General features: G+C 64.3%; 20 protein-coding genes. 6 read left to right on the plus strand and 14 right to left on the minus strand.

Annotation, left to right across the window (positions count from 1 at the left end; translation table 11 throughout):
* Positions 1-859 precede the first annotated feature (859 nt).
* A complete protein-coding gene (gene rng, locus IB268_RS14785; RefSeq protein WP_192354720.1) occupies positions 860-2,323 on the plus strand; it encodes a ribonuclease G in 1,464 nt (487 codons plus the stop codon).
* A gap of 2 nt (positions 2,324-2,325) precedes the next feature.
* Here rng and IB268_RS14790 read toward each other — a convergent pair whose 3' ends face one another.
* From IB268_RS14790 to IB268_RS14805, 4 genes are read right to left on the minus strand one after another with little or no spacing between them, the layout of a single operon-like run.
* Complete coding sequence (locus tag IB268_RS14790) at positions 2,326-3,159, minus strand: NAD(P)-dependent oxidoreductase (protein ID WP_054451190.1); 834 nt, start codon at positions 3,157-3,159, stop codon at positions 2,326-2,328.
* A gap of 58 nt (positions 3,160-3,217) precedes the next feature.
* Positions 3,218-4,210, minus strand: coding sequence for a TRAP transporter substrate-binding protein (locus tag IB268_RS14795; RefSeq protein ID WP_119449150.1), 993 nt, complete (start codon positions 4,208-4,210; stop codon positions 3,218-3,220).
* 56 nt (positions 4,211-4,266) lie between these two features.
* Entirely contained in the window at positions 4,267-5,538 is a 1,272-nt protein-coding gene (locus IB268_RS14800; protein WP_082400714.1) for a TRAP transporter large permease, read from the minus strand.
* Complete coding sequence (locus IB268_RS14805; RefSeq protein ID WP_225589142.1) at positions 5,535-6,074, minus strand: TRAP transporter small permease; 540 nt, start codon at positions 6,072-6,074, stop codon at positions 5,535-5,537. Before IB268_RS14805 ends, IB268_RS14800 begins: the two co-directional genes overlap by 4 nt.
* A 219-nt stretch (positions 6,075-6,293) precedes the next feature.
* Here IB268_RS14805 and IB268_RS14810 point away from each other — a divergent pair, with 219 nt between their 5' ends.
* Positions 6,294-7,187: a LysR family transcriptional regulator gene (locus tag IB268_RS14810; protein ID WP_054451187.1), complete on the plus strand. Its 894-nt coding sequence runs from the start codon at positions 6,294-6,296 to the stop codon at positions 7,185-7,187.
* Between the two features lie 201 nt (positions 7,188-7,388).
* On the plus strand, positions 7,389-8,090 hold the full coding sequence (locus tag IB268_RS14815; protein WP_119449148.1) for a DUF3053 domain-containing protein: 702 nt from the start codon (positions 7,389-7,391) through the stop codon (positions 8,088-8,090).
* 68 nt (positions 8,091-8,158) lie between these two features.
* On the opposite strand, the gene IB268_RS14820 is transcribed toward IB268_RS14815, so the two are convergent.
* The 3 genes from IB268_RS14820 to msbA all read right to left on the minus strand — a co-directional run bounded on the left by IB268_RS14820 (position 8,159) and on the right by msbA (position 13,890).
* The gene (locus IB268_RS14820) at positions 8,159-9,631 is read right to left on the minus strand and encodes a sensor domain-containing diguanylate cyclase (protein ID WP_175214054.1); all 1,473 of its coding nucleotides are present in this window, start codon (positions 9,629-9,631) and stop codon (positions 8,159-8,161) included.
* A 506-nt stretch (positions 9,632-10,137) separates the two neighbouring features.
* Positions 10,138-11,940: a monovalent cation:proton antiporter-2 (CPA2) family protein gene (locus IB268_RS14825; protein ID WP_192354479.1), complete on the minus strand. Its 1,803-nt coding sequence runs from the start codon at positions 11,938-11,940 to the stop codon at positions 10,138-10,140.
* Positions 11,941-12,114: 174 nt separating this feature from the next.
* The gene (gene msbA / locus IB268_RS14830; protein ID WP_054451341.1) at positions 12,115-13,890 is read right to left on the minus strand and encodes a lipid A export permease/ATP-binding protein MsbA; all 1,776 of its coding nucleotides are present in this window, start codon (positions 13,888-13,890) and stop codon (positions 12,115-12,117) included.
* 107 nt (positions 13,891-13,997) lie between these two features.
* On the opposite strand from msbA, the gene IB268_RS14835 reads away from it, so the two are divergent.
* Genes IB268_RS14835 through IB268_RS14845 form a run of 3 tightly spaced genes read left to right on the plus strand, consistent with a single transcriptional unit; the run spans position 13,998 to position 16,032 of the window.
* Positions 13,998-14,966, plus strand: coding sequence for a glycosyltransferase family 9 protein (locus IB268_RS14835; protein WP_192354480.1), 969 nt, complete (start codon positions 13,998-14,000; stop codon positions 14,964-14,966).
* Between the two features lie 20 nt (positions 14,967-14,986).
* The gene (locus tag IB268_RS14840) at positions 14,987-15,751 is read left to right on the plus strand and encodes a YdcF family protein (RefSeq protein WP_192354481.1); all 765 of its coding nucleotides are present in this window, start codon (positions 14,987-14,989) and stop codon (positions 15,749-15,751) included.
* Complete coding sequence (locus IB268_RS14845) at positions 15,742-16,032, plus strand: YkgJ family cysteine cluster protein (RefSeq protein WP_175214050.1); 291 nt, start codon at positions 15,742-15,744, stop codon at positions 16,030-16,032. The genes IB268_RS14840 and IB268_RS14845 overlap by 10 nt, the downstream gene beginning before the upstream one ends.
* A 30-nt stretch (positions 16,033-16,062) precedes the next feature.
* Here the strand turns inward: IB268_RS14845 and IB268_RS14850 are convergent, their stop codons facing one another.
* The 7 genes from IB268_RS14850 to dnaE are packed head-to-tail and all read right to left on the minus strand — an operon-like array spanning position 16,063 to position 25,227.
* Positions 16,063-17,211, minus strand: a complete 1,149-nt coding sequence (locus IB268_RS14850) for a glycosyltransferase family 4 protein (RefSeq protein ID WP_175214049.1) — start codon at positions 17,209-17,211, stop codon at positions 16,063-16,065.
* Entirely contained in the window at positions 17,186-17,911 is a 726-nt protein-coding gene (locus tag IB268_RS14855; RefSeq protein WP_119449142.1) for a polysaccharide deacetylase family protein, read from the minus strand. The genes IB268_RS14850 and IB268_RS14855 overlap by 26 nt, the downstream gene beginning before the upstream one ends.
* Before the next feature lie 24 nt (positions 17,912-17,935).
* Entirely contained in the window at positions 17,936-19,045 is a 1,110-nt protein-coding gene (locus IB268_RS14860) for a glycosyltransferase (protein WP_192354482.1), read from the minus strand.
* Positions 19,042-19,794 (minus strand): glycosyltransferase family 2 protein, encoded by a 753-nt coding sequence (locus tag IB268_RS14865; protein ID WP_054451176.1) that lies wholly within the window; start codon positions 19,792-19,794, stop codon positions 19,042-19,044. Before IB268_RS14865 ends, IB268_RS14860 begins: the two co-directional genes overlap by 4 nt.
* Positions 19,791-20,639, minus strand: coding sequence for a polysaccharide deacetylase family protein (locus IB268_RS14870; RefSeq protein WP_119449140.1), 849 nt, complete (start codon positions 20,637-20,639; stop codon positions 19,791-19,793). The genes IB268_RS14865 and IB268_RS14870 overlap by 4 nt, the downstream gene beginning before the upstream one ends.
* Positions 20,636-21,736 (minus strand): glycosyltransferase family 4 protein, encoded by a 1,101-nt coding sequence (locus IB268_RS14875; RefSeq protein ID WP_054451174.1) that lies wholly within the window; start codon positions 21,734-21,736, stop codon positions 20,636-20,638. Before IB268_RS14875 ends, IB268_RS14870 begins: the two co-directional genes overlap by 4 nt.
* Positions 21,733-25,227, minus strand: coding sequence for a DNA polymerase III subunit alpha (gene dnaE / locus IB268_RS14880; RefSeq protein ID WP_054451173.1), 3,495 nt, complete (start codon positions 25,225-25,227; stop codon positions 21,733-21,735). Before dnaE ends, IB268_RS14875 begins: the two co-directional genes overlap by 4 nt.
* Positions 25,228-25,307 lie beyond the last annotated feature (80 nt).

The following is a 25,307-nucleotide window of genomic DNA, read 5'->3' on the forward strand; positions in this document are numbered from 1 at the left end:
TGAGCCAGGATCAAACTCTTCAGTTTAATCTCTGTATTTGTTTCGTATTTCTTAACCCCCGAAAGGGTCGAGTCATACGTCGCTACTCAAAGGAAGTGAGGTATGTGCTTAGACTTGACATCTAAGGCACTTCACTTCTAGTGAGCACTTGATTTCATTGTGCCTGTGACCGAAGTCACTATGCACTCGCATCAAGCGCCCACACTTATCGGTTGTTTAATTGTTAAAGAGCGGTACTGCCAAATTCTGTGCTACTTACTGCCTGCTCGCTTTGCTACGCCGCTTTCGCTGGCGCCGCGTCGTTTGCAGCAGAGAAACGAGATTATGAAGAAGTTTTTTTCGCTTGTCAAGTCGGCGTCACATACTGCGTTTCGCTTTCTTGCTTGCGACCTCTTCAGGTCTGCCTCTCTTAGCAGCTATCGAAATATCAGGGTTAACCCTAAGTTTTCAGCAACTGCCAAGCCCAAGACTATAACACGATTTTTGCAGATTGTGCAACTGGCTTCTGCCTAACTTGCTGCAATCCTTGCAATAACCGCGGGGCATTCATTTCTGACTGCTTTGCGGCAGACCTGGCTCGAATCCTCTTGCCCGACCTGTTGTGCTTGCTTGGCCTCGCGGTTCAAAACTGTCCGAACTGCGAAGGAGCGAGACTATAGCACAGTTTTTTCGCGTGGCGCAAAAAGGCCGATCCCCCTGCTTGTTCAGCGGCTGCCCCGGTGGCCTCCCCTATATATAGTGGTGATTCCCGCGGTTGCCCCATATAGATAGTTGTCTTGTCCGCCTTGCCCTACGTTTACTATTCTCCTGTACGCCGCACCTTACTGGAGACGAACACGCTATGCCCCCAGCCATCGCCCTGAGCGAAGATATCCTGATCAATGTCACCCCCTTCGAAACCCGCGTTGCGCTGGTGGAGCAAGGGTCGGTACAGGAGCTGCACGTAGAACGCAGCATCCAGCGGGGCCATGTCGGCAATATCTATCTGGGGCGTGTCGTCCGTGTACTGCCGGGCATGCAGAGCGCTTTCATCGATATCGGACTGGAGCGCGCGGCATTCATCCACATCGCAGACCTGCGCGAGAACCGGGGCGAAAGAAGCCAGGGGCTGACTCCCACCCCGATCGAAAAGCTGCTGTTCGAGGGACAGACCATCATGGTTCAGGTCGTCAAGGATCCCCTGGGCACCAAGGGCGCACGACTTTCCACCCAGATCAGCATGGCGGGCCGGATGCTGGTTTACCTGCCGCACGATCCGCATATCGGCATTTCGCAGAAGATCGACGACGAATCCGAACGCATCCAGCTACGCGAACGCCTGCAAGCCTTGATGCCGGCAGAGGAAAAAGGCGGCTTCATCGTCCGCACGCAGGCCGAAGGCGCCAATGACGAGGAGCTGACGGCCGATCTGGAGTATCTGCGTAAATTGTGGACCAGCGTCCAGGCGGCGGCGCGCACCCAGCCGGCCCCCGCCCTGCTGCACCAGGATCTGACCCTGGCGCAGCGCGTGCTGCGCGACATGGTGGGCCCGAGCACCGGAACCATTCTTGTGGATTCCCGCACGACCAGTGCCGCGATGCTGGAATGGGCGCGCATCTATACGCCCTCGGTCGTGGGCCGCATCCAGCACTACAGCGGGGAGCGCCCCCTGTTCGACACCGCCAATGTGGACGATGAGATTGCCCGGGCGCTCTCTCGACGAGTGGACTTGAAGTCGGGCGGCTATCTCATCATCGACCAGACCGAGGCGCTGACCACGGTCGACGTCAATACCGGCGGCTTCGTGGGCGGCCGCAATTTCGACGACACCATCTTCAAGACCAACCTGGAAGCGGCCCAGGCCATTGCGCGCCAACTGCGGCTGCGCAACCTGGGCGGCATCGTCATCCTGGACTTCATCGACATGGAGGAACAGGAGCACCGCGAAACGGTGTTGGCCGAACTGAAGAAGGCGCTGGCGCGCGACCGCACCCGCATGACGGTCAACGGCTTTACACAACTGGGGCTGGTGGAAATGACGCGCAAGCGCACCCGCGACTCGCTGGCGCATCAGCTATGCGAGCCCTGCCCCATGTGCGAGGCGCGCGGCAATGTGCGTACGCCGCGTACGGTCTGCTATGAAATCCTGCGCGAGATCCTGCGCGAGGCGCGGCAATTCAATCCCAAGGAATTCCGCATCCTCGCCTCGCAAGAGGTGGTTGACCTGTTCCTGGAAGAAGAAAGCCAGCATCTGGCGATGCTGGGCGACTTCGTGGGCAAGCGCATTTCGCTGGAAGTGGAAGGCGCGTACTCTCAAGAGCAGTACGACATCATCCTGGTCTGATTTCAGGAAATCCTGTCCGTGGTCCCGACGAATTCCAGGGGGCAATAAAAGCCCCCGTGGAACTGGGCCGCGATGGGGTCCTCGGGGATGTTCTGAGCCAGGATTTCCGGGGCGAACACTTCGGAATCGTCCTGCGGCGCGTAGCCCAGGAATTTCGCGTTGGAATTGTCCCAGCGGTTGCGCAGGTTGTTCGACACCCCGTAGACCACCGTGAAATGGTAGGACGCATGCTCGACGCAGCGCGCTGCCAGTTGCGCCATGTCGCGGTGGCTGATCCAGGTCAACAGCTGGCGGGCCTCGCTCGGGCGGTCGGGCGTACGGAACGTCCCGATCCGCAGGCAGGCGACAGACATGCCGTACTTGTCGGCATACATCCGGCCCAGGCCCTCGCCGAACACCTTCGAGACGCCATACAGCGAGTCGGGCCGAGGCTGTACGGTGTCATCGAGGAATTTTTCCCGGCGGTGATAGCCGATAGCGTGGTTCGAGCTGGCGAACACCACCCGGCGCACGTTCTGGCGCCGAGCCGCCTCGAATACGTTGTAGCAGCCCTCGATATTCATCGGCAGGATTTTTTCCCAGACATCGGCGCCGGGTATGCCGGCCAGATGGATGACGCAATCAATACCCTCCATGCAGCGTTCCAGGGACTCGATGTCCCGGACGTCCATCGTGCAGATTTCCTCGCCGGCTTGCGCCGGTTCCTGCGGCGCAATGTCAGCCAGGCGCAGCAAGGCATAGCGGCCGCGCAAGTGAGTACGCAGGCAAAGGCCGATGTTGCCGGCCGCTCCGGTAATCAGCACGCGCAGGTTTTCGGGTTGGTTGAAGGGTGTCATCAATCTGTCCAGTTTTTCTTGAATATGAAAGCGCCGGGGCCGATGTCGTTTGCGCCGGTTACTGTTTCTGCTTGGCGGCGATCACGGCGTCGTAGAGCGCCTGGCCGTTGGGGGCTTCGCCGACGAGCTTTTTCACGACCGGCCGCGTGGCCTGCACCAGCGAATCGAGATTGCTGGGATAGACAATGGACACGCCCCTTGCCTGCATCGTTTTCATACCCTCGTCGTAGACCTTCTTGTAATAGTCGCGCGCGTAGGCCATGGCCTCGTCCGCCGACTCCTTGATCATTTTCTGTTCCGCGGGCGAGAAGCGGTCCCAGCGGTCCTTGGACATGAGCAGCAGCGCCGGATGGATGTTCACGTGCGTCATGTTGAAGTACTTGGAGACTTCGATGAATTTATCCGAGACGAACTGGTCCGGCGTCGTCTCGCCGCCATCGAGCACTTTCTGTTGCAGGGCCAGATACAGCTCCGAGTACGCCATGGGAGTGGCTTGCGCCCCCAGGGCCTTGTAGCTTTCCACGTAACCCGGCGACTGGATGACGCGGATCTTCATGCCTTTCAGGTCTTCGGCCGAATTGACGGGCCGGTTGCCGAAGACGTTGCGTTCGATCGCTGAAAACCAGCCCAAGCCAACCAGGCCGTATTTGGGCAGGACTTCCATGAATTTGTCGCCGGCCGGCCCGTTGAGGATCTGATTGGCCTGCTCGACGCTGTCGAACAGGAACGGCGAATCAAAGACCAGGAATTCCTTGACGATGCCATTCAGTGTCGGCTGGCCCGTGATGACCAGGTCGGTAGCACCCGCTACCGCGCCCTGGATCATGGTCAGTTCGCCGCCCAGCTGCGAATGCGGGAACACGGAAATCGTGATCTTCCCGTTCGATTTCGCCTTCAGCACTTCGGCGAATTTCTGCGCTCCCACGTGAAAAGGGCTGTCCGTCGTGAGCGTATGCCCGACGTCCATGTTCAACGCGTGCGACGGCGCAGAAAACATGAGGGCGCTTAGGACGCCGGCGCCAAACATCTTCTTGAATAGCTTCACTTCCATCTCCTCGGTTTTCCAGCCGCCCGGAAGACACTGTCCTCGGGCAGCCGATCTAGTTTTTATAAGAAAAAGGTACTAATGGCGGGCACGTAAGAAATAATCAGGACGTCGAGCACCAGGACGGCGAGGAAGATGACCAGATACTTCGCCAACTGGTGCATTTTCAATTGGGCGACTTCACACACCACGAACAGGTTCACACCGACCGGAGGCGTCACCATGCCGACCGCCAGGTTGGTGATGACGATCATGCCGAAGTGGATGGGATCGATGCCGAAAGCCACGCTGATGGGCGCCAGGATGGGCACGATAATCAGGATCGCCGCCAGCGCCTCGATGAACATGCCGACCAGGAACAGCATGACGTTCACCAGCAACAGGAACACGATCGGATTAGTCGTCACCGAGCCGAGCATCGCAGCGACCTGCTGCGGCACCTGATTGATCGTCAGCAGGTAGGCGAACACGGCCGCGAACGCCACGATCAGCAGGATGATGGAGGACATCACCGCGGAGCGCGCGAAAATGCCGAGCAGATCCTTGACCGTAATTTCCTTGTAGACGAACAGCCCGAGCGCAAGCCCGTACAGCACGGCGATGCAGGAGGCCTCGGTCGCGGTAAACAAGCCGCCGTAGATCCCGCCCAGGATGATTACCGGCATCATCAGCGCCAGCGTCGCGTCCTTCAGGGCGACCAGCACACCCTTCAGCCATGCGGTGAAGCTCACCGCAGTGACTTCGTCAAAGCCCTGGAAACGGGCAACCAGGCAGACCGTGAGGATCAGCGACACGGTGATCAGCAGACCCGGCAGGATGCCCGCGAGAAACAGCGAGCCGACCGACACGTTCGCCGTCAGGGCATACACGATCATGGGAATCGAGGGCGGGATGATCGCCCCCAGCTCGCCGGAGGATGCGGCAATGGAAGCCGCGAACGACCTGGGGTAGCCCTTCTTTTCCATTTCCGGGATCAGCACGGAGCCGATCGCGGCGGTCGTTGCGGACGAGGAGCCGGAAACCGTCGCAAACAGCAGCGAGGTCAGCACCGCGACCGCGCCCAGCCCGCCGCGGATCCAGCCGACGAAGGCATTGGCCAGTTGCACCAGCCTGGCAGCGACGCCGCCCGAGGACATCAGATGCCCGGCCAGGATGAAGAATGGCACGGCCATCAGGCTGAACGAATCGAGCGACTGGAACGCCATCTGCGCCACGATCAGCAGCGAACGGTCGCCCGCCTGCAGGGCGAACGCGGCGGACATGCCCAGCGCGGTGACGATGGGCGCGCCGATTATCAGGATCGCAGTAAACGATAAAAACAGGACCGGGATCACAGCGCCCCTCCTTCACTATTTTGCATGGCGGCGGCGGCTCTTTCCGTCTCGCCGCCCTGCTGCGATGCTTCAACGCTCATCAATTCCTTGATGACGTGCGCGAAGGTATTCAGGCTCATCAGCACGCAACCGATGAACATGAACACATAGATGTACGCCATGGGCATTTCCATCGCGGGCGAGGTCTGCCTCATGCCGAGTTCGATCAATCTGATCGACTTCCAGGCCAGCAGCACGGCCAGCATCAAGGTCAGGATATGGGCAACAACACGCAGCCAGCGCGCGACCGACTCCGGCACCATGCCGATGAAGGCGTCGACGCCGATCAGGCGCAGGCGGTAAGTCGCGACCGCGCCGCCAATGAAGACGCTGCCGACCATCATGAAACGGCCCAGTTCTTCCGCCCAGGGCGTGGAAAATGGAATGCCGGTGTAGGTGTAAAGCAGCCGTACAAATACAGAAATTGAAATAGCCAGGACCATTCCTATAAGAAACAGTCCGGCGCACTTTTCAGCCGCAGCATTTATCGAATCCATTATTCGCTGCAGCGATTGAAGCCTCTGGTGTGAGGCACAATACCCGGCCATGCGGAGCCCTCCCTCTTTGTCTCATTTATTTATTTGCCGCCTTTTTGAGCCAGGCGTTCGATAGGAAATATACTCAGCGGCATGCGATTCGTAAAATTCAAATAACGGAACATTCTTTTCAAAAAAAACGATCGCCGAGCCCTCGCGCCTTGAACCGGAGTTTCGATAATGTTGAGTGATCTCAAGCAGTTACGCGCTTTCCTCACGATCGCGCGTTTAGGCAACTTCACCAGGACGGCTCACGAACTGAATATTTCCCAGTCGGCGCTGACCATACAGATCCAGCAGCTCGAGTCCCATCTGCGTACGCGGCTGTTCGACCGCAACCACCGCAGCGTCAGCCTGACGCCACGGGGCCAGGAGCTCTATCCGCGCATCGAGAAACTGGTGGCTGAAATCGAAGACCTGGTGACCCAGGCCCGCGACACCAGCGATCGTGAACGCGGCACGGTGACCGTTGCCGTGCTGCCCTCCCTGGCCGCCGGCCTGTTGCCGCAAGCGATCCACAGGCTGAACCGCGACTACCCGCGGATCACCGTCTGCGTGCGGGACACCGTGGCCTCGCGCGTCAACGACATGACCCGCAGCGGCGAGGTCGATTTTGGGATCGGCAGTCCGATCAAGCGCGATCAGGAGCTGGTCTGGGAGCAACTGGTGACCGACCGCTTTTGCGCCTACATGGCGCATGACTATCCCTGGGCTGCGCCGGACACCGTGACGCTCAAGGATCTGGCCGAGCATCCGTTGATATTGCCGGTGCGGGAGAGCAGCATCCGCACGCACATCGAGGCGGCGGCCGACAAGTTGAAGATCTCGCTGCCGGCGGCCTATGAGGTCGTCTACAACTCGACCGTGCTGGCGATGGCGGCACAGGGACTGGGCGTCGCCATTCTTTCTGAATTGGCTGCCCGCGAAGGCGATACCAACCGCCTGCGTTGCGTTTCGATCAGCAGCCCGCCGTTATATCGGCACATCGGGATCCTGCGGCGCGCGGGCCGCTCGCTGTCGAGGTCCGCGGAACTGCTGACTGCGGCATTGCGGGAAATCGCCGTCCAGGAATAGCGGAAACACGGAAACGCGCGCGCACGCGTAACAGGTGGCGGACGCAACTTCACTTCATTATGTGTGAATTTTGTGTCTTAAAGATTCGATTGCAAACAATTCTGAAAGCGATGGCGGCAACGAGGACGACCCGATAAGCTGCGGGCGCCTTCAGGGTATACCCTGAAAATTTCTTTCTTTCGCTTTTAGGAGTTCGATGCGATGAAGTCCCTTTTCCGTCCGTTCCTGGTATTGGCCGCAGCGCTGCCGTTGATGCTGGCCGCTTGCGGCAACAAGGAACCCGAACAGCGTGCCGCGTTCACGCAGTTCCTGCAGACCCGCATCGTCGACAAGCCCGGCGTGCGCGTCCCGCAGTTGACGGATGAAGAGAAGAAGTCCTTCGGCGACTACGCCGCGCAATATGCGGTGATCACCGACTTCAATGCGGGCATGGATGCTTCGGTGAAGCCCTTGTCGGGCATCATGCAGAAGGGCTCCATGCGTTCGCTGAACGATATCGTGACGCGTCGCGACGACCTCAAGGCCGTGCAAGCCTCGCTCAATGAAATGGGCGTGGCGCTGAAGGAACAGCAGGCCAAGGCTGACGCCGCGCGCGCTCAGCTCAAGCAGCCGGAAGACCTGAAGGCGGTGTACGACAAGGCCTACGAGAAGACCGTGAGCCTGCCGGCCGACACCTTCCGCGACGTGCTGCCGCAGCTGAACGCGACCTTCGACAGCAGCCTGAAGATCGCCGATTACGTCGCCGCGCACGCCGCGCAGATCGATATTTCCGGACCCATCGTCAAGGTCCAGGATCCCGCCGTGCAGACCGAGCTGAACAAGCTGCTGCAGGACCTGAACGCGCAAGCCAAGAACGTGCAGCAGGCGCAAACGCGCATGCAGGCCGTCATGGTCGGCCGCTAAGCCACGCGGCGCTTAAAAAAACCCCGCCGCGCGATGAGCGCGGCGGGGTTTTTTAATGCGGCGCCAGCTCAGGTCCCGGCCACTGCCACGCGATTGCGGCCGGACTCCTTGGCCTGGTAGACGGCCGCATCGGCCGCCTCTACCAGGCTGGCGACCGCGTCGTCGGCCTGCGGCACCGCCGTCGCGACCCCGACGCTGATGGTGACGATACCGGCGGCGGCGTCTGCATGCGGCACCTTCAGGGCGGCAACCGCCCGCCTGATGCCTTCCGCAATCTCCGCGGCGCGTTGGCGGCTGGTATTGGGCAGCAACACGACGAATTCCTCGCCGCCATAGCGCGCCGCCAGATCGCGGGGACGCCGGGCCTTTTTCTTGAGCACTCGCGCCAGCGCCGCCAGCAGTTGATCTCCCTGCTGATGGCCGTAGCGGTCGTTGTAGCGCTTGAAATGGTCGGCATCCAGGAACAGCAGCGACAGCGGCACGCGCTCTCGGCGCGCATTCTGCCATTCGCGTTCCAGCGCTTCGTCGAACGCGCGCCGGTTGGCCAGGCCAGTGAGCCCATCCGTGCGCGCCTGTATAGCCAGCTGCGTCTCGACCGCCTTGCGCAGGGTCATCTCGCGCCTGAACAGCACAATCAGCGCCACGACCGACAGCAGCAGCGCCGTGGTCACGGGGATGATGAAGAACGCGCGGCGGTCCCAGGGCTCCATCAGCTCATCCACGTCCATGGCCACGTCGATGATGAGCGGCGTGTCCTCGATGCTGGCGAAGGTGTAGTAGCGGTTCACGCCGTCCGGCGACAGCTCCCCAACGAACGAGCCTTCGCGGCGGATCAGGAACTGCTGGAAATCCAGCGCCATGCCGATGTCGCTGCCCAGGTCGCTCCGGGAATATGGGGCGCGCAGCAGCACCAGACCGTCGTTGCGGAAGACGCTGATCTCGTCGCGCTCGCCGATCGACAGCTCGGCAAAGCGGTCGCGGAAATACGCCAGGCGCAGCGAACCGCCCACCACGCCGGCGAAGCTGCCGTCCGGATTGGAAAGGCGCCGGCTGACGGCGATGCTCTCGTCGCCACCGCGCAGGCGGCTGCGGTAGGGCTTGCTGACATACATGCCGACGTCATCGGCATCGCGGTGCACCTGGAAGAAATCCCGGTCGGCGAAACTCACATCCGGCGTATCCAGGTCCCCGGAGTGGTAACGGATATCGCCGTTCTTATCCAGCACCACGACGGCGCCCAGGTATTCGGCGGTGGATGGCCGGTCGAACAGGAAACGGCGCTGGGTTTCAGGAGCCAGCTGAGCCAGGCCCGGTTCGCGCAGGCGTTCGGCCATGCCCTGTAGCGACAGGTCGTAGACATGCAGGGTGCGGCTGATGTCCGCGGAAAGCACGCCAGTAATGTTGCGCGCCGAAGCATGGGCGGCCTCCCAGGTGGCGCGGCGGTCGATCCAGAGCAGCGCGACCGCGGCCGCGCAGATGCCGATTGCGACGAGCACCCCCAACGCATACAGGGCGCGTTGCACAAACCCGCGAGACTTCAATACGGCGCTCCTACGCCGGGGACGTCCGGGGGACGCGGATCACTCCGGCAGAGATTTACGCCGCAGATGATGCCGCCGCCGGACATGCCGCGCAAGATCCGCCCCTAAAAAACCCGAGCAACGCCCGCATGGCGCCTTCTGCGCGACGGCTTCCTCAAGTCGCCGCGACCGCCGCAATGCGGAAGGGAAAGGCCTTGGCGCCTCTGGCCCTGCCGGCTTCGCGGTGCGCGCCGATGGACCATGCCGGGCCCGCTCCGCCCGTATGCGACACCAGCTCGCGCATCGAGCCCGCCGAAAATCCGCAGCGCAGGGTCCGGGCCTGCCGCCGGGCCAGTTCTACTCCAACAGCGTGCGGCGTCGTGGAAATCCGATCCGATTGCAGCATGGCAGCCCCCTGGCAAATGCTCGTCGTGGATGAAGAGTCAGTGCGGATAAATCTACCTCAGCCGCCAGCGCCTGCGCATGACATGATGCGAAAAGTAATGCAACGATATGGAAATAGTCGGTTACGCGATCGGGCTGGCCGCCCTCTCGGTTTCCCGGTCGGGCTGGTCGTTGCGGCCGTCCGGGGCGCTGGTCATATTGCCGTAAAGCAACGAGCGGCCGGCGAACAGGCCGCCCGCCACCTCCAGGTCAAAACGCTCGGTGTCGCGCCGGCGCACATCCTGCACCACCTCGGCGGCTTCATCAGGAGGCACTCCGATCACGCGCAGCGCGGCCTCGCCGAAGGCCAGCGCCGACTCCAGGGTTTCGCGCACCTGATAGTCGACCCCTTCCTTGGCCAGCGCCAACGAATGGATGCGGTCATAGGCGCGCACCACCACCCGCACCAGCGGGAATTCGGCCTTGATCAGCTTGACCATGTGGTTGACCGCCTTCGGATCGTCGATGCAGATCAGGATGGCGCAGGCATTTTCCGCGCCGGCGGTGCGCAGCATGTCGATGCGCGTGCCGTCGCCGTAATAGACCTTGACGCCCCATTTGGCCGCTGCCCGGATCGCGTCGGTGTCGGTATCCAGGATGGAGACCGTCAGGTCGCGGGCCAGCATCGCCTGGGTCACGATCTGGCCGAAACGGCCAAAGCCCACGATGAGCGCACAGCCCTCCAGATCCTTGGCCACATCCACGTCTTCCATTGAGGGCTGCGGCTTGGGCAGGAGCCAGCGCAACGCCAGCACGCACAAGGGCGTGAGCGCCATGGAAATGATGACGACCGCAGTCAGCACGGCGCCCGTGTGGGCATCGAAGATGCCGGCGGCGGCCGCCGCCCCGTACAGGACGAAGGCGAATTCACCGCCCTGCGCCAACAGGGCCGCGCGCGTCATGGCCTCGGCGTGGGTCGCGCGCAGCACTCGCGCCACCACGTACACGCCCACCGATTTCACCAGCATGAACACCACCACCGCGGCCAGGATCAGCGGCCATTCGCGCGCCACCGCCGACAGGTCCAGCGACATGCCCACGCCCAGGAAGAACAGGCCCAGCAATATGCCGCGGAACGGCTCGACTTCGGCTTCCAACTGATGGCGGAAGGTAGACTCGGACAGCAGCACGCCCGCGAGGAAAGCGCCCATCGCCATGGACAGGCCGCCCAGTTCCATCAGCAGCGCCGCGCCCAGCACCACCAGCAATGCGGCGGCCGTCATGACCTCGCGCGCATGTGCGGCGGCCAATAACCGGAACAGCGGATTGAGCAGCCAGCGGCCGGCGGCCAGCAATGCGAGGATGCAGGCCACCGCGATGGCCGACTGAATCCACGGATCGCCACGGCTGGAAGTGTCGGCCGGCGCCAGCAGGGTGGCCAGGGCCAGCAGCGGCACGATGGCCAGGTCTTCCAGCAGCAGGATCGAGACGATGCGCTGGCCCTGCGCGCTGGCGGTGTCGCCGCGCTCGCCCAGTATCTGCATGACGATGGCAGTGGACGACAGCACGAAGCCCATCGCGGCCATGAAAGCCGCCGGGCCCGACAGCCCCGCCAGCAGGCCCACCGCCGTCAGCAGCCCGCCGCAGGCCAGCACCTGCGCGACGCCCAGGCCGAAGATCTCGCCGCGCAGCTTCCACAACCGGGAGGGCTGCATTTCCAGGCCGATGATGAACAGGAACATCACCACGCCCAATTCGGCTACGTGCAGGATGGATTTGGGATCGGAGAACAAGCCGAGGCCGAAGGGCCCGATCACCAGGCCGGCGGCCAGGTATCCCAGGACGGACCCCAACCCCAGGCGCTTGAACAGCGGAACCGCGACGACCGCAGCCCCCAGCAGGACGACGACATTGACTAGCTGATTGCCTTCGGCAGGCAGGGACATGGGACGCTCCAGATGCACGGCGGACCAAAGCGCCTCGGGGGCGCCGCTCCGCCCGCAGCGGGCGGGAGCCGGGCCTGCCGGCAGGCCCGGCTCCATTTTCCGGCAATCCGGGCGCTTGGCAATCCGGAAATGCGACAGGAACGAACAACCGCCCGGGACAGGCGGTTGACTGGATCAATCGTCGCGGAATTGCATCTTGTAGAGCGAGGCGTACAGGCCGTTGGCGGCCAGCAGCTCGGCGTGCGGGCCTTGCTCGACGATCTTGCCGGCATCCAGCACGATGATGCGGTCGGCGTTCTGCACGGTGGACAGGCGGTGGGCGATGACCAGCGTGGTCCGGCCCTTCATCAGGCGCTCCAGCGAGGCCTGGACCTGACGCTCGGATTCGTTGTCGAGTGCGGAAGTGGCTTCGTCCAAAATCAGGATGGGCGCGTTCTTGATCAGCGCGCGGGCGATCGCCAGGCGCTGGCGCTGGCCGCCGGACAGGCGGGCGGCGTTTTCGCCCACCGGCGTATTGAGCCCTTGCGGCAAGCCTTCCACGAACTCCAGCAGATTGGCGGCCGCCAGCGCATCGCGCACCTTCTGTTCGCTCGACTTGCCCAGCGCGCCGTAGCCGACGTTGGCTGCGATGGTGTCGTCGAACAGCACCACGTCCTGACTCACCAGCGACAGGTGCGAGCGCAGGCTGCGCAGCGTCAGTTCGTCGATCGGCGTGTCGTCCACCAGGATGGAGCCGCTATCGGCCAGCACGAAGCGCGGCAGCATGTTGACCAGAGTGGTCTTGCCGCTGCCCGAGCGTCCTACCAGGGCCACGGTCTGGCCGGGTTCCACTGTGAAGGAAATGCCATTGACGGTATCGCGGTCGGCATCGGGGAACCGATGCGAGACGCTGCGGAATTCCACCTTGCCGCGCACGGGCTCGGCCAGTTCCTTGGTGCCGGTATCGTTTTCGGGTACCTGGTCGATCAGCGTGAACACGCTTTCGGCCGACACCAGCATCTTCTGCATGCGGGCGGCGACGTTGGTCAGGCGCTTGATGGGGTCGAAAATCTGGGCAAGCGCCGCCATGAAGGACGCGAAGCTGCCCACGGTCAAGGCGCCGTGGTTGGCCTGGCTGAGCGCCACGGCGATGACCGCGCCCACCGAGATGGAAATGCAGACCTGGGTCAGCGGCGTCAGGGCGGCGTCCGCCGTGGCCGTGCGCATGGCGAAGCGGCGCAGGCGGCGGCTGACGAAATCGAAACGGCCGCGTTCGACTTCATAGCCGTCGAACAGCTTGATGACGCGCTGGCCGTCGATGCCTTCGCCGACCACGCGGGTCAGTTCGGCGTTCATGTTGACGGTTTCGCGATTGATGCGGCGCAGGCGCTTGATGAAGAAGCGCGAGATCAGCACCGACACCGGCAGCATGATCAGGATGATCAGCGTCAGCACCCAGGACATGTACAGCAGCACGCAGATCAGCGCGACGACGACCAGGGTTTCGCGCACCAGCACGGTGATGACGTCGGTGGCGTAGCCGGTGACGTTGCCGGCATCGATGGTGAAGCGATTGAGCAGGCGGCCGGTGTCGCCCTGCTTGAAGTCGGCGTCGGGCAGGCCCAGAAGGCGCTCGAACATATCCTTGCGCATGCCCAGCAGGACGTTGTTGGCGACCCAGGCCAGCAGGTAATCGCTGAAGAAGTTGCAGATGCCGCGCAGCAGGATCAGGCCGACCACCGCCAGCGGCAGCGCCCAGACGTAGTATGGCTTGGCGCCCGAAAAGCCGCCGTCCAGCAAGGGCTTCATGATGACTGCCAGGACGGGCTGCGTGGCGGCCGCGCCGGCCATCAGCAGGACGGCAAGCAACAATCCCTTCCAGTAGGAGCCCACGCGGCTGTAGATCCGACTCCAGAGTTCGGCTTTGACAGGTTGGGAACTCGCGGGCGCGTTGCGTGCGGCAGAATTCAAAGGAATCACTCGCTTTTATACAATTGTGGCCAGAATTGTACCGGCTGCGCGACAAGTCGCCGCCCGGGCCATGTCCCCTTCAGCCTTAACGCGCCCAGCGCCCTTCCATGTCCGATATCAGCTGCTTGTACGTCCGGTTACCCAATTGGGTGGGCGATGTTTGCATGAGCCTGCCCAGCCTGCGCGCCTTGCACGCTAGCGGCCTGCCCCTGGTGATCTGCGCCCGCCCCTGGGCCCGCGACCTGCTGGACGGCGTGGCCAAGCAGGATTTCATCCCCATGCGCGGCAAGGTCGGGCCGGACCGAGCGACGGTCAGCGCCCACCGGCGCAGCCTGGGCGCCCAGGGGCGCCGCGCCCGCGGCTTGCTGCTGCCGGACTCGCTGTCCAGCGCGCTGGTATTCCGGCTGGCCGGACTGCCCTCGGCCGGCTATCGCGACGACGGCCGCAGCTTCCTGTTGCGCTGGCCCTTTGCCAAACCCAGCGACACGCTGCACGCGGTCCAGTCCTGGCATCACCTGACCCGCGAAGCCCTGACCCGCTGGGGCCTGCCCAGCGGCCCGGCCGAACCCGGTCCCACCCTGGACCTGCCGCTGACGTCCGCCCACCAGAGCGCCGCCGATCTGGCGCTGGAAGCCGCCGGGCTGGCAGGCCAACGTTTCGTGCTGATCGCGCCGACGGCCACGGGCCTGCACAAGGGCAAGATCAAGGTGTGGCCGGGATTCGATACACTAACCCGGGCCTTGCAGGCCCGCGGTCATACCGTGGTAATGTGCCCTCCTCCGGCCGAAACCGAGGAGGCGCGGCGCAATGCCCCTACGGCGCTGCTGCTGCCTCCCCTGTCCCTGGGCGCATTCGCAGCGTTGACGGCGCGGGCGGCGCTGGTGATTTGTAACGATTCTGGTGTCTCGCACGTCGCCGCAGCCGCCAACGCCAGCGAACTGACGCTGTTCGGCGTCACGCGTCCGGGACGCACCGGCCCGTGGTCGCCACGCGCCGTCTGCGTAGGCACGGAGCATGCATGGCCGTCCGGCGATGAGGTGGAACAGCAAGCCCGCCTCCTGCTGGACGAGACGTAGTAATCAGGATTTTTTTCAAGATGCCCTTGTCCAGCTATCTCACAAATCTGATCATTCCTTACAACTTGAGCCTGACCCTGGTAGCCATCGGACTGGTGTTGGGTCTGTTCCGGTTCCGCAAGACCGGCGGTTCGCTCATCGTCGCCGGTCTTTTGTGGTCGCTGGCCTGGTCTCTACCCGCGACGTCGATCTGGGCCGGCGGCGCGTTGGAACACCGTTATCCGCATCTGCCGCCAGCGGAATCCCCGACCGCCGACGCCATCGTGGTGCTGGGCGGCAACACCGCCAACGGGCGCGCCAACTGGTTCCTGCCGTATGACAAGGAAACCGCCGTGGTCCGGATCGACACGGCGGCGCAGCTTTATCTGGCCGGACGCGCTCCCAAGGTGCTGCTGTCGGGCGGCGCGCTGGAAGGCGACGTCAGCGAAGCCCGCGGCATGGCGCACGCCATCCGCCAGCAGGGCGTGCCGGACACGGCGCTCATCCTGGAAAACTCCAGCCGCACCACGTATGAGAACGCGGCCTTGACCGAGGATCAACTCAAGGCGCGCGGCATCGGCAAGGTGCTGCTGGTGACTTCCGCGTTGCATATGCCGCGCGCGATGGCGGCCTTTTCCAAGCAGGGCGTGGAGGCGATAGCCGCCCCCGCGCCACCGCAGATCGTGGAGCCCACGGACGGTTCGCTAGCGCTGTGGCTTCCGGACCAGCGTACGTTCGATGCGAGTCGCTCCATTATCAAGGAGTACGCCGGCCTGTTCGTCTACTGGCTGCGCGGATGGGTCTGACCTCGACGGCCGTGGCCGCGCTGGAATGCAGGCCCGGCTGCGGCGCCTGTTGCATCGCGCCGTCAATCACCCGGCCTATACCCGGCATGCCGCAGGGCAAACCCGCTGGCGTACCCTGTATCCAGCTGCTGCCTGACATGCGCTGCGCGATTTTCGGCCAGCCGTCGCGCCCGGATTTCTGCGGCGGGCTGCAGCCTCAGGCCGAGATGTGCGGCGCCGACCGCGACCACGCGATCCACTGGCTGGGTGAACTCGAACAGGCGACGGCGCCCGGCTATTGAGGCGGGCCACGCGCCAGCTCGATCCAGCTCTCAGCTGCGTTCCTGCAGCACCTGGCGGTACAGCGCCTCGTAGCGCGCCGCCACCGTTTCCCAGCTTTGCTCGCGCGCAATCTCAAGGCCGCGTTCGGCCAGTGCCGCCCGCAACGCGGGTTCGGAGCCCAGCCGTTCCAGCGCCTGCGCCAGTTGGGCGCCGTCGCGCGGGTCCTGCAGGATGAGCGCGTCCTTGCCCGCCGAGAGGTACTGCGCGAAGCCGCAGTAAGCGGGCGAACTCACCACGACCGGCAGTCCGTGCGACATGGCTTCCAGCGGCGCCATGCCGTAGCTGTCGTTCAGCGTCGGATGCGCGTAGATGTCGGCGGCGCTGAAGTAGCGGGCGACGTCGGGCGTGGGATCGATCAGGGTGACGCGGCTGGCGATGGCGCCTGCCGCGCGCACGCGTTCGCGGGTAGGTTCGTCCGCGCCCACGACCAGCAGCCGGTACTGCGGCGGCAGTTGCGCCAGCGCGTCCAATAGCGCCGGCAATCCCTTGCGCAAGGGATTGCGGGCGACCAGCAGACAGCCGATGGTATCCGCGCCCCAGCCCAGGCTGGCGCGGGTGGCCTCGCGGCCTTCCATTTGCGCCGCGGTCGGCAGCTTGACCCCGGGCGCGATGATGTCCACCGGCAGCTGCGGACCGTAGCTGCGGTGCAGCTGGTCCATGATCAGTCCTGACACCGCCACCACGCGCCTTGCGGGCGCCTGGCGCACGCGCAGCTTTTCCAGCAGCAGATAGGTGGCCAGCCGTGGGGAGAGCCAAGCGGTCAGGCGCTGCAACGGCTTGACGCGGGTCAGCCGGTTGTAGCGCACCGGCGTCACGTGCATGACCTGGATTTCGCCGGCCCAGCCATTCATGTGGGAATGCACGATGTCATAGCGGCCGCGGGTCAGCCGGTCGGCGCGCCAGGCGAAGTACAGCACGCGCATCCAGCTGGGCAGCCAGCCAGGAAAACGCACGGGCAGGAAGGGAAACGGCAGGTCGCTGTCGAAGTCGCGCGCCACGATGGATACGTCATGGCGCTGTCCGAGCACCCGCATCAGTTCCACGCCGTAGGCTTCGGCGCCGCCAAAGCGATTGCCGAAGCGGTCGACCAGCAGCGCGATGCGCAGCCGCCGTTCAACCGCGCCGGCGGGAGTCTTCATACCGGGTCAGGCACTTCTGCAGGAAGCGGATGATGTTGGTGGAGCGCGACACCGTGACCCGCGGCAGCCCGTAGGGATCATCCGAGGCCGCGGCCAGGCCGCGCTGGGTCAGCGTGGCGTTGTCGTAGCCGGCTTCGCGCGCCATGGCGCGGTGTTCGGGACCGTGGTCGCCATAGGGATAGCAGAAGGCGGTGACCGGCGCCCCCAGCGCCTGCTCCAGCTCGTCCTTGGACTGGACGATCTGGCGGCGGGCCTCGTCGGGCGACATCTGGGGCAGGTGCACATGGTCCAGCGTGTGCGAGCCGACTTCGTGGCCGGCCTGCGCCCATTCCCGCATTTCGTTCACGGTCATCAACGCAGAAAACGGAATACCCTTTTCCAGATCCCACACATTGCCGCCATCGAACTGGTGCGCCACGAAATAGTTGGTGGCGGTAAAACCCAGTTCGTTCAGCACCGGCATGGCGTTGTGGTGCACGTTGCGATAGCCGTCGTCGAACGTAATGCCGAATACCTTGCCCTGGCGTTCGCCACGGACATAGGGCATGACGTCGCGCATGGACAGGCCGCGATAGCCCAGCCTCCGCATCCAGCGCATCTGCCGGGCAAAGCTGTCGGGGTGCACCGTCAGCCCGCGAAACGGCGTGCCCTTGGGATTGGGCTCGCCGATCTGGTGGTACATGAGTATGGGGATAGACATAGGGACAGATTATAAAGCCCGGCCTTATCCCAGCGCGCGTCGGTATACGTCCAGTGTGGCGGCGGCGAAACGGTCCAGATTGAAGTCCCGCAGGCTGGTTTCCCGTGCCTGGGCGCCCATGGCGCGCACGGCATCGGGATGGTCCAGCATGAAACGCAGCTTGGCCGTGATGGCGGGCACGTCGCGCGCGGGCACGATCCAGCCGTCGACGCCATCGGTGACGTTCTCGGGCAGTCCGCCCGCGTCGCTGACCAGGGCGGGCAATCCCAAACCCATGATCTCGCGGCAGGCGAACGACAGGGCTTCGCGGTAGGACAGCACGAAACCCGCATGGCAGGACGCCAGCGCCGCCCGCACGTCATCCAGCAAGCCGGGGAAACGGACCTGGTCGATCATGCCCAACTCGCGCACCCGGGCAAGCTTGGCTTCGTTGGGCGGATCGCCCGCCACCATCAGCAGCACGCGCTTGCGGTCCTCCGGCGGCAAGGCGGCGACCGCTGCCACCAGGTCCAGCCAGCCCTTGTCGTAGTCGGTGCCGCCCGCGCTGCCCAGCAGCAGCTTGCCCTGCCAGTCGGGCCCGAAGAAGATGGCGCGCAGCTTGTCCAGGCTTTCTGGCGGCGGCGGCGCGAAGAAATTGGTGTCGATGCCGTGGCGGATGGTGGTGATGGGACGCTTGCCATACGGCGACTGCTGCATCAGGCCATGGACGTAGTCGCTGACCGCGATGGCATGGTCGGTGGCCAGCGCCACCCGCAACTTGTGGCCGAGGCTCGCCAGCGGATGGTCGTTGTGCTTGGTGAAGACGATGCGCGGGCGGCGGCGCATGCCCAGCGTGGCCAGCATGACCTGCTTGTGGTCGGCCGAGCCGTTGGCGTGGATGATGTCGAAACCGCCGGCCTTGATCAGCCGGCGCAACTGCGCGCGGTCCTTGAACCAGGACGAAGGCCGCGTGGTGTATTGCATGTCCTCCACCGTCACGCCCGGAATCGCCTTGGCGTAGCGGTACAGGCGGCTGGTGGCCGGCGCCGCGATCGTGATCTGGTGGTCCTTGGACAGGGCCTTGGCCAGATTGATGATGTAGGTGACGTGTCCGCCGCCGTTACCGCCGTGGAAGTTGGTGTAGAGGATCTTCACTTCTTCTTCTCGGCCAGGAACATCAGCTTCGAATAGCGGAAGAAGCTGCCGGCCGAGGCGACGACGGCCAGCACCAGGCCGTGCTTGCCGTCCAGGAAGCCGCGCCGGATCAGGTAGATCCGCACAAAGGTCCAGAAGCCATGGCCCAGCGCGCCGAAGACCGAGGTGCGCCGGCCCTTGGCGTACATCATGGCGGCGGCATCGGACGAATAGCGGTTGACCTTGGTGATCAGCGCATCCAGGTTGTCGTAGGGATAGTGGTGGAAATAACCGCGCATCTGCAGCGGCTTGCCGTTGGCCGGCACCACGCGTTCATGCACGGCCACGTCGTTGAACCGCGCCGTGCCGCGCTTGAACAGGCGCAGCACGTAATCGGGCCACCAGCCGCTGTGGCGGATGTCGCGGCCGCAGAAATTCGACAGGCGCGCGATCTCGTAGGCGTCGGCGCGCGGCGCGCGCAGCGCTTCCTGGATTTCCTGGGCCAGTTCCGGCGTGACGCGCTCGTCGGCGTCGATGGACAGCACCCAGTCGCCCGTGGCCAGATCCAGCGCGCGGTTCTTCTGCGGCCCGAAGCCGGGCCAGTCCGGGGTGACTTCAACCCTCGCGCCCAGGGCGCGCGCGACTTCGACGGTGCCGTCGGTGCTGCCCGAGTCCACCACGATGAATTCATCGGCGAACGCCACGGACTTGAGGCAGGCGGCGATGTTGGCCGCCTCGTTCTTGGTGATGATGATGACAGATAGCTTCATCCGCGATTCCTGAGACGCTTTTTCCAGGCTTTCCAGGCATGAAAGCGCGGCCCCCAGAAGGGATCGCGCGACAGCCAGATGCGCCGGTTCAGCCAGGAGCCGCCCTGGTTGCGCACCGCGAAACGATAGATGTGTTCGGGGTCCGCGCCGGGGGTGTTCTGGCCGAAAGGGTCGGTAGTGTACAAGTGCCGGAACCCGGCGGCCCGCGCCGCGGCCACGTAGTCCGCGTCGAAATAGCCTTGCGGCCAGCAGAGGTGGTCGCTGACCGAGCCGAGGCGGCTTGTCAGCGTCTCGCGGGAATCCTGCAATTCCTGGGCGATGCGGGCGCGCTTGGCGTCGACGTCCGTGCCGCAGACCTTGTCCCAGCGGGTATGGGTATGCGTGTGGGAATGGAATTCGAACGTGCCTGCCGCCTGCATGGCCTCGATCTCGCTCCAGCGCAACATGGCCTCGTCGGTCCGGCCTGCCGCCACCAGTTGCTTGCAAGCGTCGTGGTCGGGCGTGGCGGGCAAGGGGACGCCCTGGCCCGCATGCGGGCGCACCGGCCCGTCGCCGATCCAGCCGGTGATCGTGAACAGCACCGCGCGCATGCCGTGGCGCGCCAGCACCGGGTGCGCATGCACCCAGTTGTTCAGGTAGCCGTCGTCGAAGGTGATCAGCACCGAGCGTTCGGGCGCGGCGCCGCCGGCGAGGTAGGCCGCGAACTGATCGGCCGACAAGGACTGGTAGCCGGCGCGGGCCAGGCGCGAGATCTGCGCCTCGAACACATCGGGCGTGGCGGCGATCATGCCGCCGGCCGGCGTGACGTGGTGATACATCAGCACCGGAACGTTGGGTGCATTCATCCCGCGCGCTCCGCCAGCCATTTGGCATAGACGGCTTCGGTGGTTTCCGCCAGGCGGGCGGGCGAGAACACGCCCTCGTCCCAGACCATCTTGCGGCCGGCCTCGCCCATGCTCCGCCGCAAACCGGCGTCGTCAATCAGGCGCACCAGGGCGGCGGTGAGCGCCTCGGGGTTCTTGGGCGGCACCAGGATGCCGGTTTCGCCGTCGCGGAACATTTCCGACACGCCGCCCACGTCCGTGCCGATGACGGGCAGGCCGCTGGCCTGCGCCTCGACGTAGACGGTGCCGGACGCTTCCTGCTGCGTGGCCAGCGCGAAGAGATCGAAGCCGGCCAGCAGGTTGGGCACGTCGCGCCGCATGCCCATCAGATGGATGCGGTCCTGCAGGCCCAGTTCGGCCACATAGGCCTGGGTCTGCTCGAACACCGGCGAACCGCCGCCGACGAACACCAGGTGCAGCTTGGGCCGGCTGGCCATCAGCGGCGCGATCGCGTCGATCAGGTCCTTGTGGCCCTTGGTGGCGCGCATGACGGCCACGCAGCCGACCACGATGTCGTCATCGGCCAGGCCGAGTTCTTCGCGCAACGTGGAGCGTTCCACGGGCGGCGGCAGCACGATGGGGGAATAGACGGTGGCTACCTTGCCGGCAGGTACGCCGCGGTCGATGAGGTGTTGGCGCACATGGTCACTGACCGTCGTGACCCTGTGCGGCAGACAGGTGTAGGACCATAGCGACCCTACCTTGTTGGACAGGTGCCGGGTCCGCACGATGAGCGGCGTCCCCGCCAGACGGCCGGCGGCGGCCGCGATGACCGTGTCGCGCCGGCTGTGGGTATTGAGCACGTCGAAGCGCCCTTCGCGCAGGATGCCACGGATGGTGGCGATGCCCTTCAGGTAATTCACCGCGCCATCCATTTCCAGGGTGTGCACGGGAAAACCGGCATCCGACAGGCGTTCAGCCAAGAGCGCCTTGGGTTGGCAGATGGCTTCCATGTGATGGCCCCGCGCGCGCATGGCGGTCATCTCCTTGAAAATCCGGCCTTCCTGGCCGCCAAAGCTGGTTGCGGCTTCCGAGTGAACGATACGCATCGGCATCAATAGGTGACCTCCACGCCATCCGGCTTGGTCCATTCATTCAGGTTGGCGAGCAGCGTGTCGGCCATGCGGACGCGCCACTCCTCGCCCAGGCGGACCGTGCACAGGAAATTATTCTTGGTATAGACGATATCGACCGGCACGCCGGGAATGCCGTTTTCGGGTTCGGCCCGGAACGGATTCAGCATCTGCCTCAGGCGCGCCGCGTCGGCGCTGCCATTGAGCTTGACGCGCAGGGACTTGGCCCGGGCTTCGCGCGCCAGCTGCAGGTCGTAGAGCTGTTCCGCGACGATGCGCATGCCGCCGGAGTAGTCGTCATTGCTGACCTTGCCCTGGACGATGACGAGCTGGTCCTCGCGCAGGCGGTTGCGGTGCTTTTCGTAGAGCTCGTTGAAGACCGAGATTTCCACCTGCGCGGTGCCGTCGTCCAGCACCGCGAAAACCATCTTGCCGCGGCGGGTCATCATGACGCGCACGCTGGCCAGCACGCCGCACATCCATTGCAGGTCGCGCTGCGGTTCGACCCGCACCAGCTGCATCGGCACGATGCGACGCACTTCGTCGCGCCAAGCGTCGAACAGGTGGCCGCTGTAGTAATAGCCCAGCGCGGACTTTTCTTCCGTCAGCTTCTTGTGCAGGTCCCAAGGTGCGACCTTGGCCAGTTCGCCCGCCACTACGTCGCCGCTGTCGTCGCCGAAGAGCGAGGCCTGGTTGGCGCTGCGGGCCGCCTGCTCGGCGGCTTCCATGGCGGTGGGCACCGAAGCCAGCATCGCGGCCCGATTGGGCTCGATGGTATCGAACGCGCCGGCCTTGATCAGGGCTTCGATGGTGCGCCGGTTGACCGCGTGCTTATTGACGCGGCGGCAGAAGTCGAACAGGTTCTGGAACGGGCCGGCTTCCTTGCGCGCGCGCAGGATTTCCTCGACCGCGCCCTGCCCCGTGCCTTTGACGGCGCCCAGGCCATAGCGCATGGTGCGCGGCGGCCTGCCTTTTTCAGTGTGCTTGTCGGCGACCGGCTCGAAGCGGTAGCCCGAGAAATTGACGTCAGGCGGCAGCACTTCGACGCCGTTGTCCTGGGCGTCGCGGCAGAAGATCTGGACCTTGTCGGTGTCGTCCATGTCCGAGGACATGGTCGCGGCCAGGAACTCGGTCGGATGGTAGGCCTTGAGCCAGGCCGTCTGGTACGAGATCAGCGCGTACGCAGCCGAGTGCGACTTGTTGAAGCCGTAGCCCGCGAACTTCTCCATCAGGTCGAACAGCTTGACCGCCAGGTCCGGATCGTGGCCCTTTTCCTTGGCGCCCTGCTCGAACAATTCGCGGTGCTTGGCCATTTCCTCGGGCTTTTTCTTGCCCATGGCGCGCCGCAGCAGGTCGGCGCCGCCCAGCGAGTAGCCGCCGATGATCTGCGAGATCAGCATCACCTGTTCCTGGTAGACGATGACCCCGTAGGTGCTCTTGAGGGTGTTCTCCAGGTCGTCGTGGAAATAATCCACTGCAGCGCGGCCGTGCTTGCGGTTGACGAAGTCGTCCACCATGCCCGATTCCAGCGGCCCCGGTCGATACAGGGCCAGCATGGCGATGATGTCTTCGAAGGTGTTGGGCCGCAGCTTCTTCAGCAGTTCCTTCATGCCGCGCGATTCCAGCTGGAACACGGCGGTCGTGTTGGCGTCGCACAGGATCTTGTAGGCGGCCGGATCGTCCAGCGCCAGGGCCATGACGTCGAAGTCGCGCTTGTCCTCGTTGAACTGGCGCACGTAGCGCACGGCCCAATCCAGGATGGTCAGGTTGCGCAAGCCCAGGAAGTCGAACTTCACCAGGCCGGCGGCCTCGACGTCGTCCTTGTCGAACTGCGAAACCGCGCTGTTTTCCTGGCCGGGCTGGCAATACAGCGGGCAGAAGTCAGTGAGCTTGCCCGGCGCGATGAGCACGCCGCCGGCGTGCATGCCGATGTTGCGGGTCAGGCCTTCCAGCGGCTGCGCCAGGTCCACCAGCGCGCGCACTTCCTCTTCCTGCTCGTAGCGGTCCTTGAAGGCGGGCTCGTCCTTCAGGGTGCGTTCGAGCGACCAGGGATCCATCGGATTGAACGGGATCAGCTTGGACAGGCCGTCGCAGAACATGTACGGCATGTCCAGCACCCGGCCGGCGTCGCGCACCACGGCCTTGGCGCCCAGCGTGCCGAAGGTCGCGATCTGGCTCACGGCGGCTCGGCCGTACTTTTCCTTGACGTAGTCGATGACCCGTTCGCGGTTGTCCTGGCAGAAGTCGATATCGAAGTCGGGCATGGAGACCCGCTCGGGATTCAGGAAGCGCTCGAACAGCAAGTCGTAGCGGATCGGATCCAGGTCGGTAATGCCCAGGGCATAGGCCACCAGCGAGCCCGCGCCTGAACCCCGGCCCGGACCCACCGGCACGCCGTTGTTCTTACCCCAGTTGATGAAGTCCTGCACGATCAGGAAGTAGCCGGGGAAGCCCATCTGGATGATGGTCTTGCATTCCCAGCGCAGGCGTTCGTAGTACTGCTCGCGCTTGGACTGGCGTTCGGCCTCGTCCGGGAACAGGAACGCCATGCGCTTTTCCAGGCCCTCTTCCGACAGCTGGACCAGGTAGTCGTCCAGGCTCACGCCGTCCGGCGTGGGGAAATTGGGCAGGCGCGGCTTGCCCAGCACCAGGCTGAGGTTGCAGCGTTTGGCGATTTCCACCGTGTTGGCCAGCGCCGAGGGCACGTCGGCGAAGCGCCGCGCCATTTCCTCGGAGCTGAGCAGGTATTGCTCCTTGCTGAACCGGCGCACGCGGCGCGGGTTGGCCAGGATTTCGCCTTCGGCGATGCAGACGCGGGCCTCATGCGCCTGGAATTCGAATTCGTCCAGGAATTGCACCGGATGCGTCGCCACCACCGGCAGGCCGGCCTCGCTCGCCAGGCGCATGGCGGCCTGGGTGTAGGCTTCGTCGCCGTCCATGCCGGCGCGCTGCAACTCGATGTAGTAGCTGCCCGGGAACAGGTGCGCCCACTGGCGCGCCAGCGCCAGCGCCGACACGGCATTGCCCGCGTCCAGCGCCTGGCCCACGTCGCCGCCGCGCCCGCCCGACAGGGCAATCAGGCCCTCCTGCCCCTGCAGCCATTCGCGGCGGATCTCGGCGCGGCCCTTGCCCTGGTTCGTCAGGAAGGCTTTGGTCAGCAGTTCGCAAAGATTGAGGTAGCCCTGGTGGTTGCGCACCAGCAGCAGCAAGCGGAAAGGCTTGGCGGGGTCGTCGTCGTTGGACAGCCAGACATCGCAGCCGGCAATCGGCTTGATGCCGGCGCCGCGCGCGCCCTTGTAGAACTTGATCAGGCCGAACAGGTTCGACAGATCCGTCAAGGCGACGGCGGGCTGGCCCAGCTTGGCCACGCGCTTGATGAGGTCGGGGATGCGCACGATGCCGTCCACGACCGAAAATTCGGAGTGTACGCGCAGGTGAACAAATGGGGACGGGGTCGTTACGGCTTCTTCGGACATAAAGGGAATTGTACCTAGTCAATGCGGTCCAAGCCGAGGCCTGTGCGCTCGCGCAAAGGACTACGCAAGCGCCTGTGTAA

This window comes from Achromobacter sp. ACM01 (genome assembly GCF_014851745.1).
GTDB classification, from domain to species: Bacteria; Pseudomonadota; Gammaproteobacteria; order Burkholderiales; family Burkholderiaceae_B; genus Achromobacter; species Achromobacter aegrifaciens.

Coding starts and splice junctions, on each gene's coding strand:
- IB268_RS14810 (WP_054451187.1), top strand. CDS start 6,294: ATGTTGAGTGATCTCAAGCAGTTACGCGCTTTCCTCACGATCGCGCGT.
- IB268_RS14850 (WP_175214049.1), bottom strand. CDS start 17,211: ATGAAGACTCCCGCCGGCGCGGTTGAACGGCGGCTGCGCATCGCGCTG.
- IB268_RS14840 (WP_192354481.1), top strand. CDS start 14,987: ATGCCCTTGTCCAGCTATCTCACAAATCTGATCATTCCTTACAACTTG.
- IB268_RS14845 (WP_175214050.1), top strand. CDS start 15,742: ATGGGTCTGACCTCGACGGCCGTGGCCGCGCTGGAATGCAGGCCCGGC.
- IB268_RS14795 (WP_119449150.1), bottom strand. CDS start 4,210: ATGGAAGTGAAGCTATTCAAGAAGATGTTTGGCGCCGGCGTCCTAAGC.
- dnaE (WP_054451173.1), bottom strand. CDS start 25,227: ATGTCCGAAGAAGCCGTAACGACCCCGTCCCCATTTGTTCACCTGCGC.
- IB268_RS14855 (WP_119449142.1), bottom strand. CDS start 17,911: ATGTCTATCCCCATACTCATGTACCACCAGATCGGCGAGCCCAATCCC.
- IB268_RS14815 (WP_119449148.1), top strand. CDS start 7,389: ATGAAGTCCCTTTTCCGTCCGTTCCTGGTATTGGCCGCAGCGCTGCCG.
- IB268_RS14805 (WP_225589142.1), bottom strand. CDS start 6,074: ATGGATTCGATAAATGCTGCGGCTGAAAAGTGCGCCGGACTGTTTCTT.
- IB268_RS14870 (WP_119449140.1), bottom strand. CDS start 20,639: ATGAATGCACCCAACGTTCCGGTGCTGATGTATCACCACGTCACGCCG.
- IB268_RS14825 (WP_192354479.1), bottom strand. CDS start 11,940: ATGTCCCTGCCTGCCGAAGGCAATCAGCTAGTCAATGTCGTCGTCCTG.
- IB268_RS14865 (WP_054451176.1), bottom strand. CDS start 19,794: ATGAAGCTATCTGTCATCATCATCACCAAGAACGAGGCGGCCAACATC.
- IB268_RS14835 (WP_192354480.1), top strand. CDS start 13,998: ATGTCCGATATCAGCTGCTTGTACGTCCGGTTACCCAATTGGGTGGGC.
- IB268_RS14790 (WP_054451190.1), bottom strand. CDS start 3,159: ATGACACCCTTCAACCAACCCGAAAACCTGCGCGTGCTGATTACCGGA.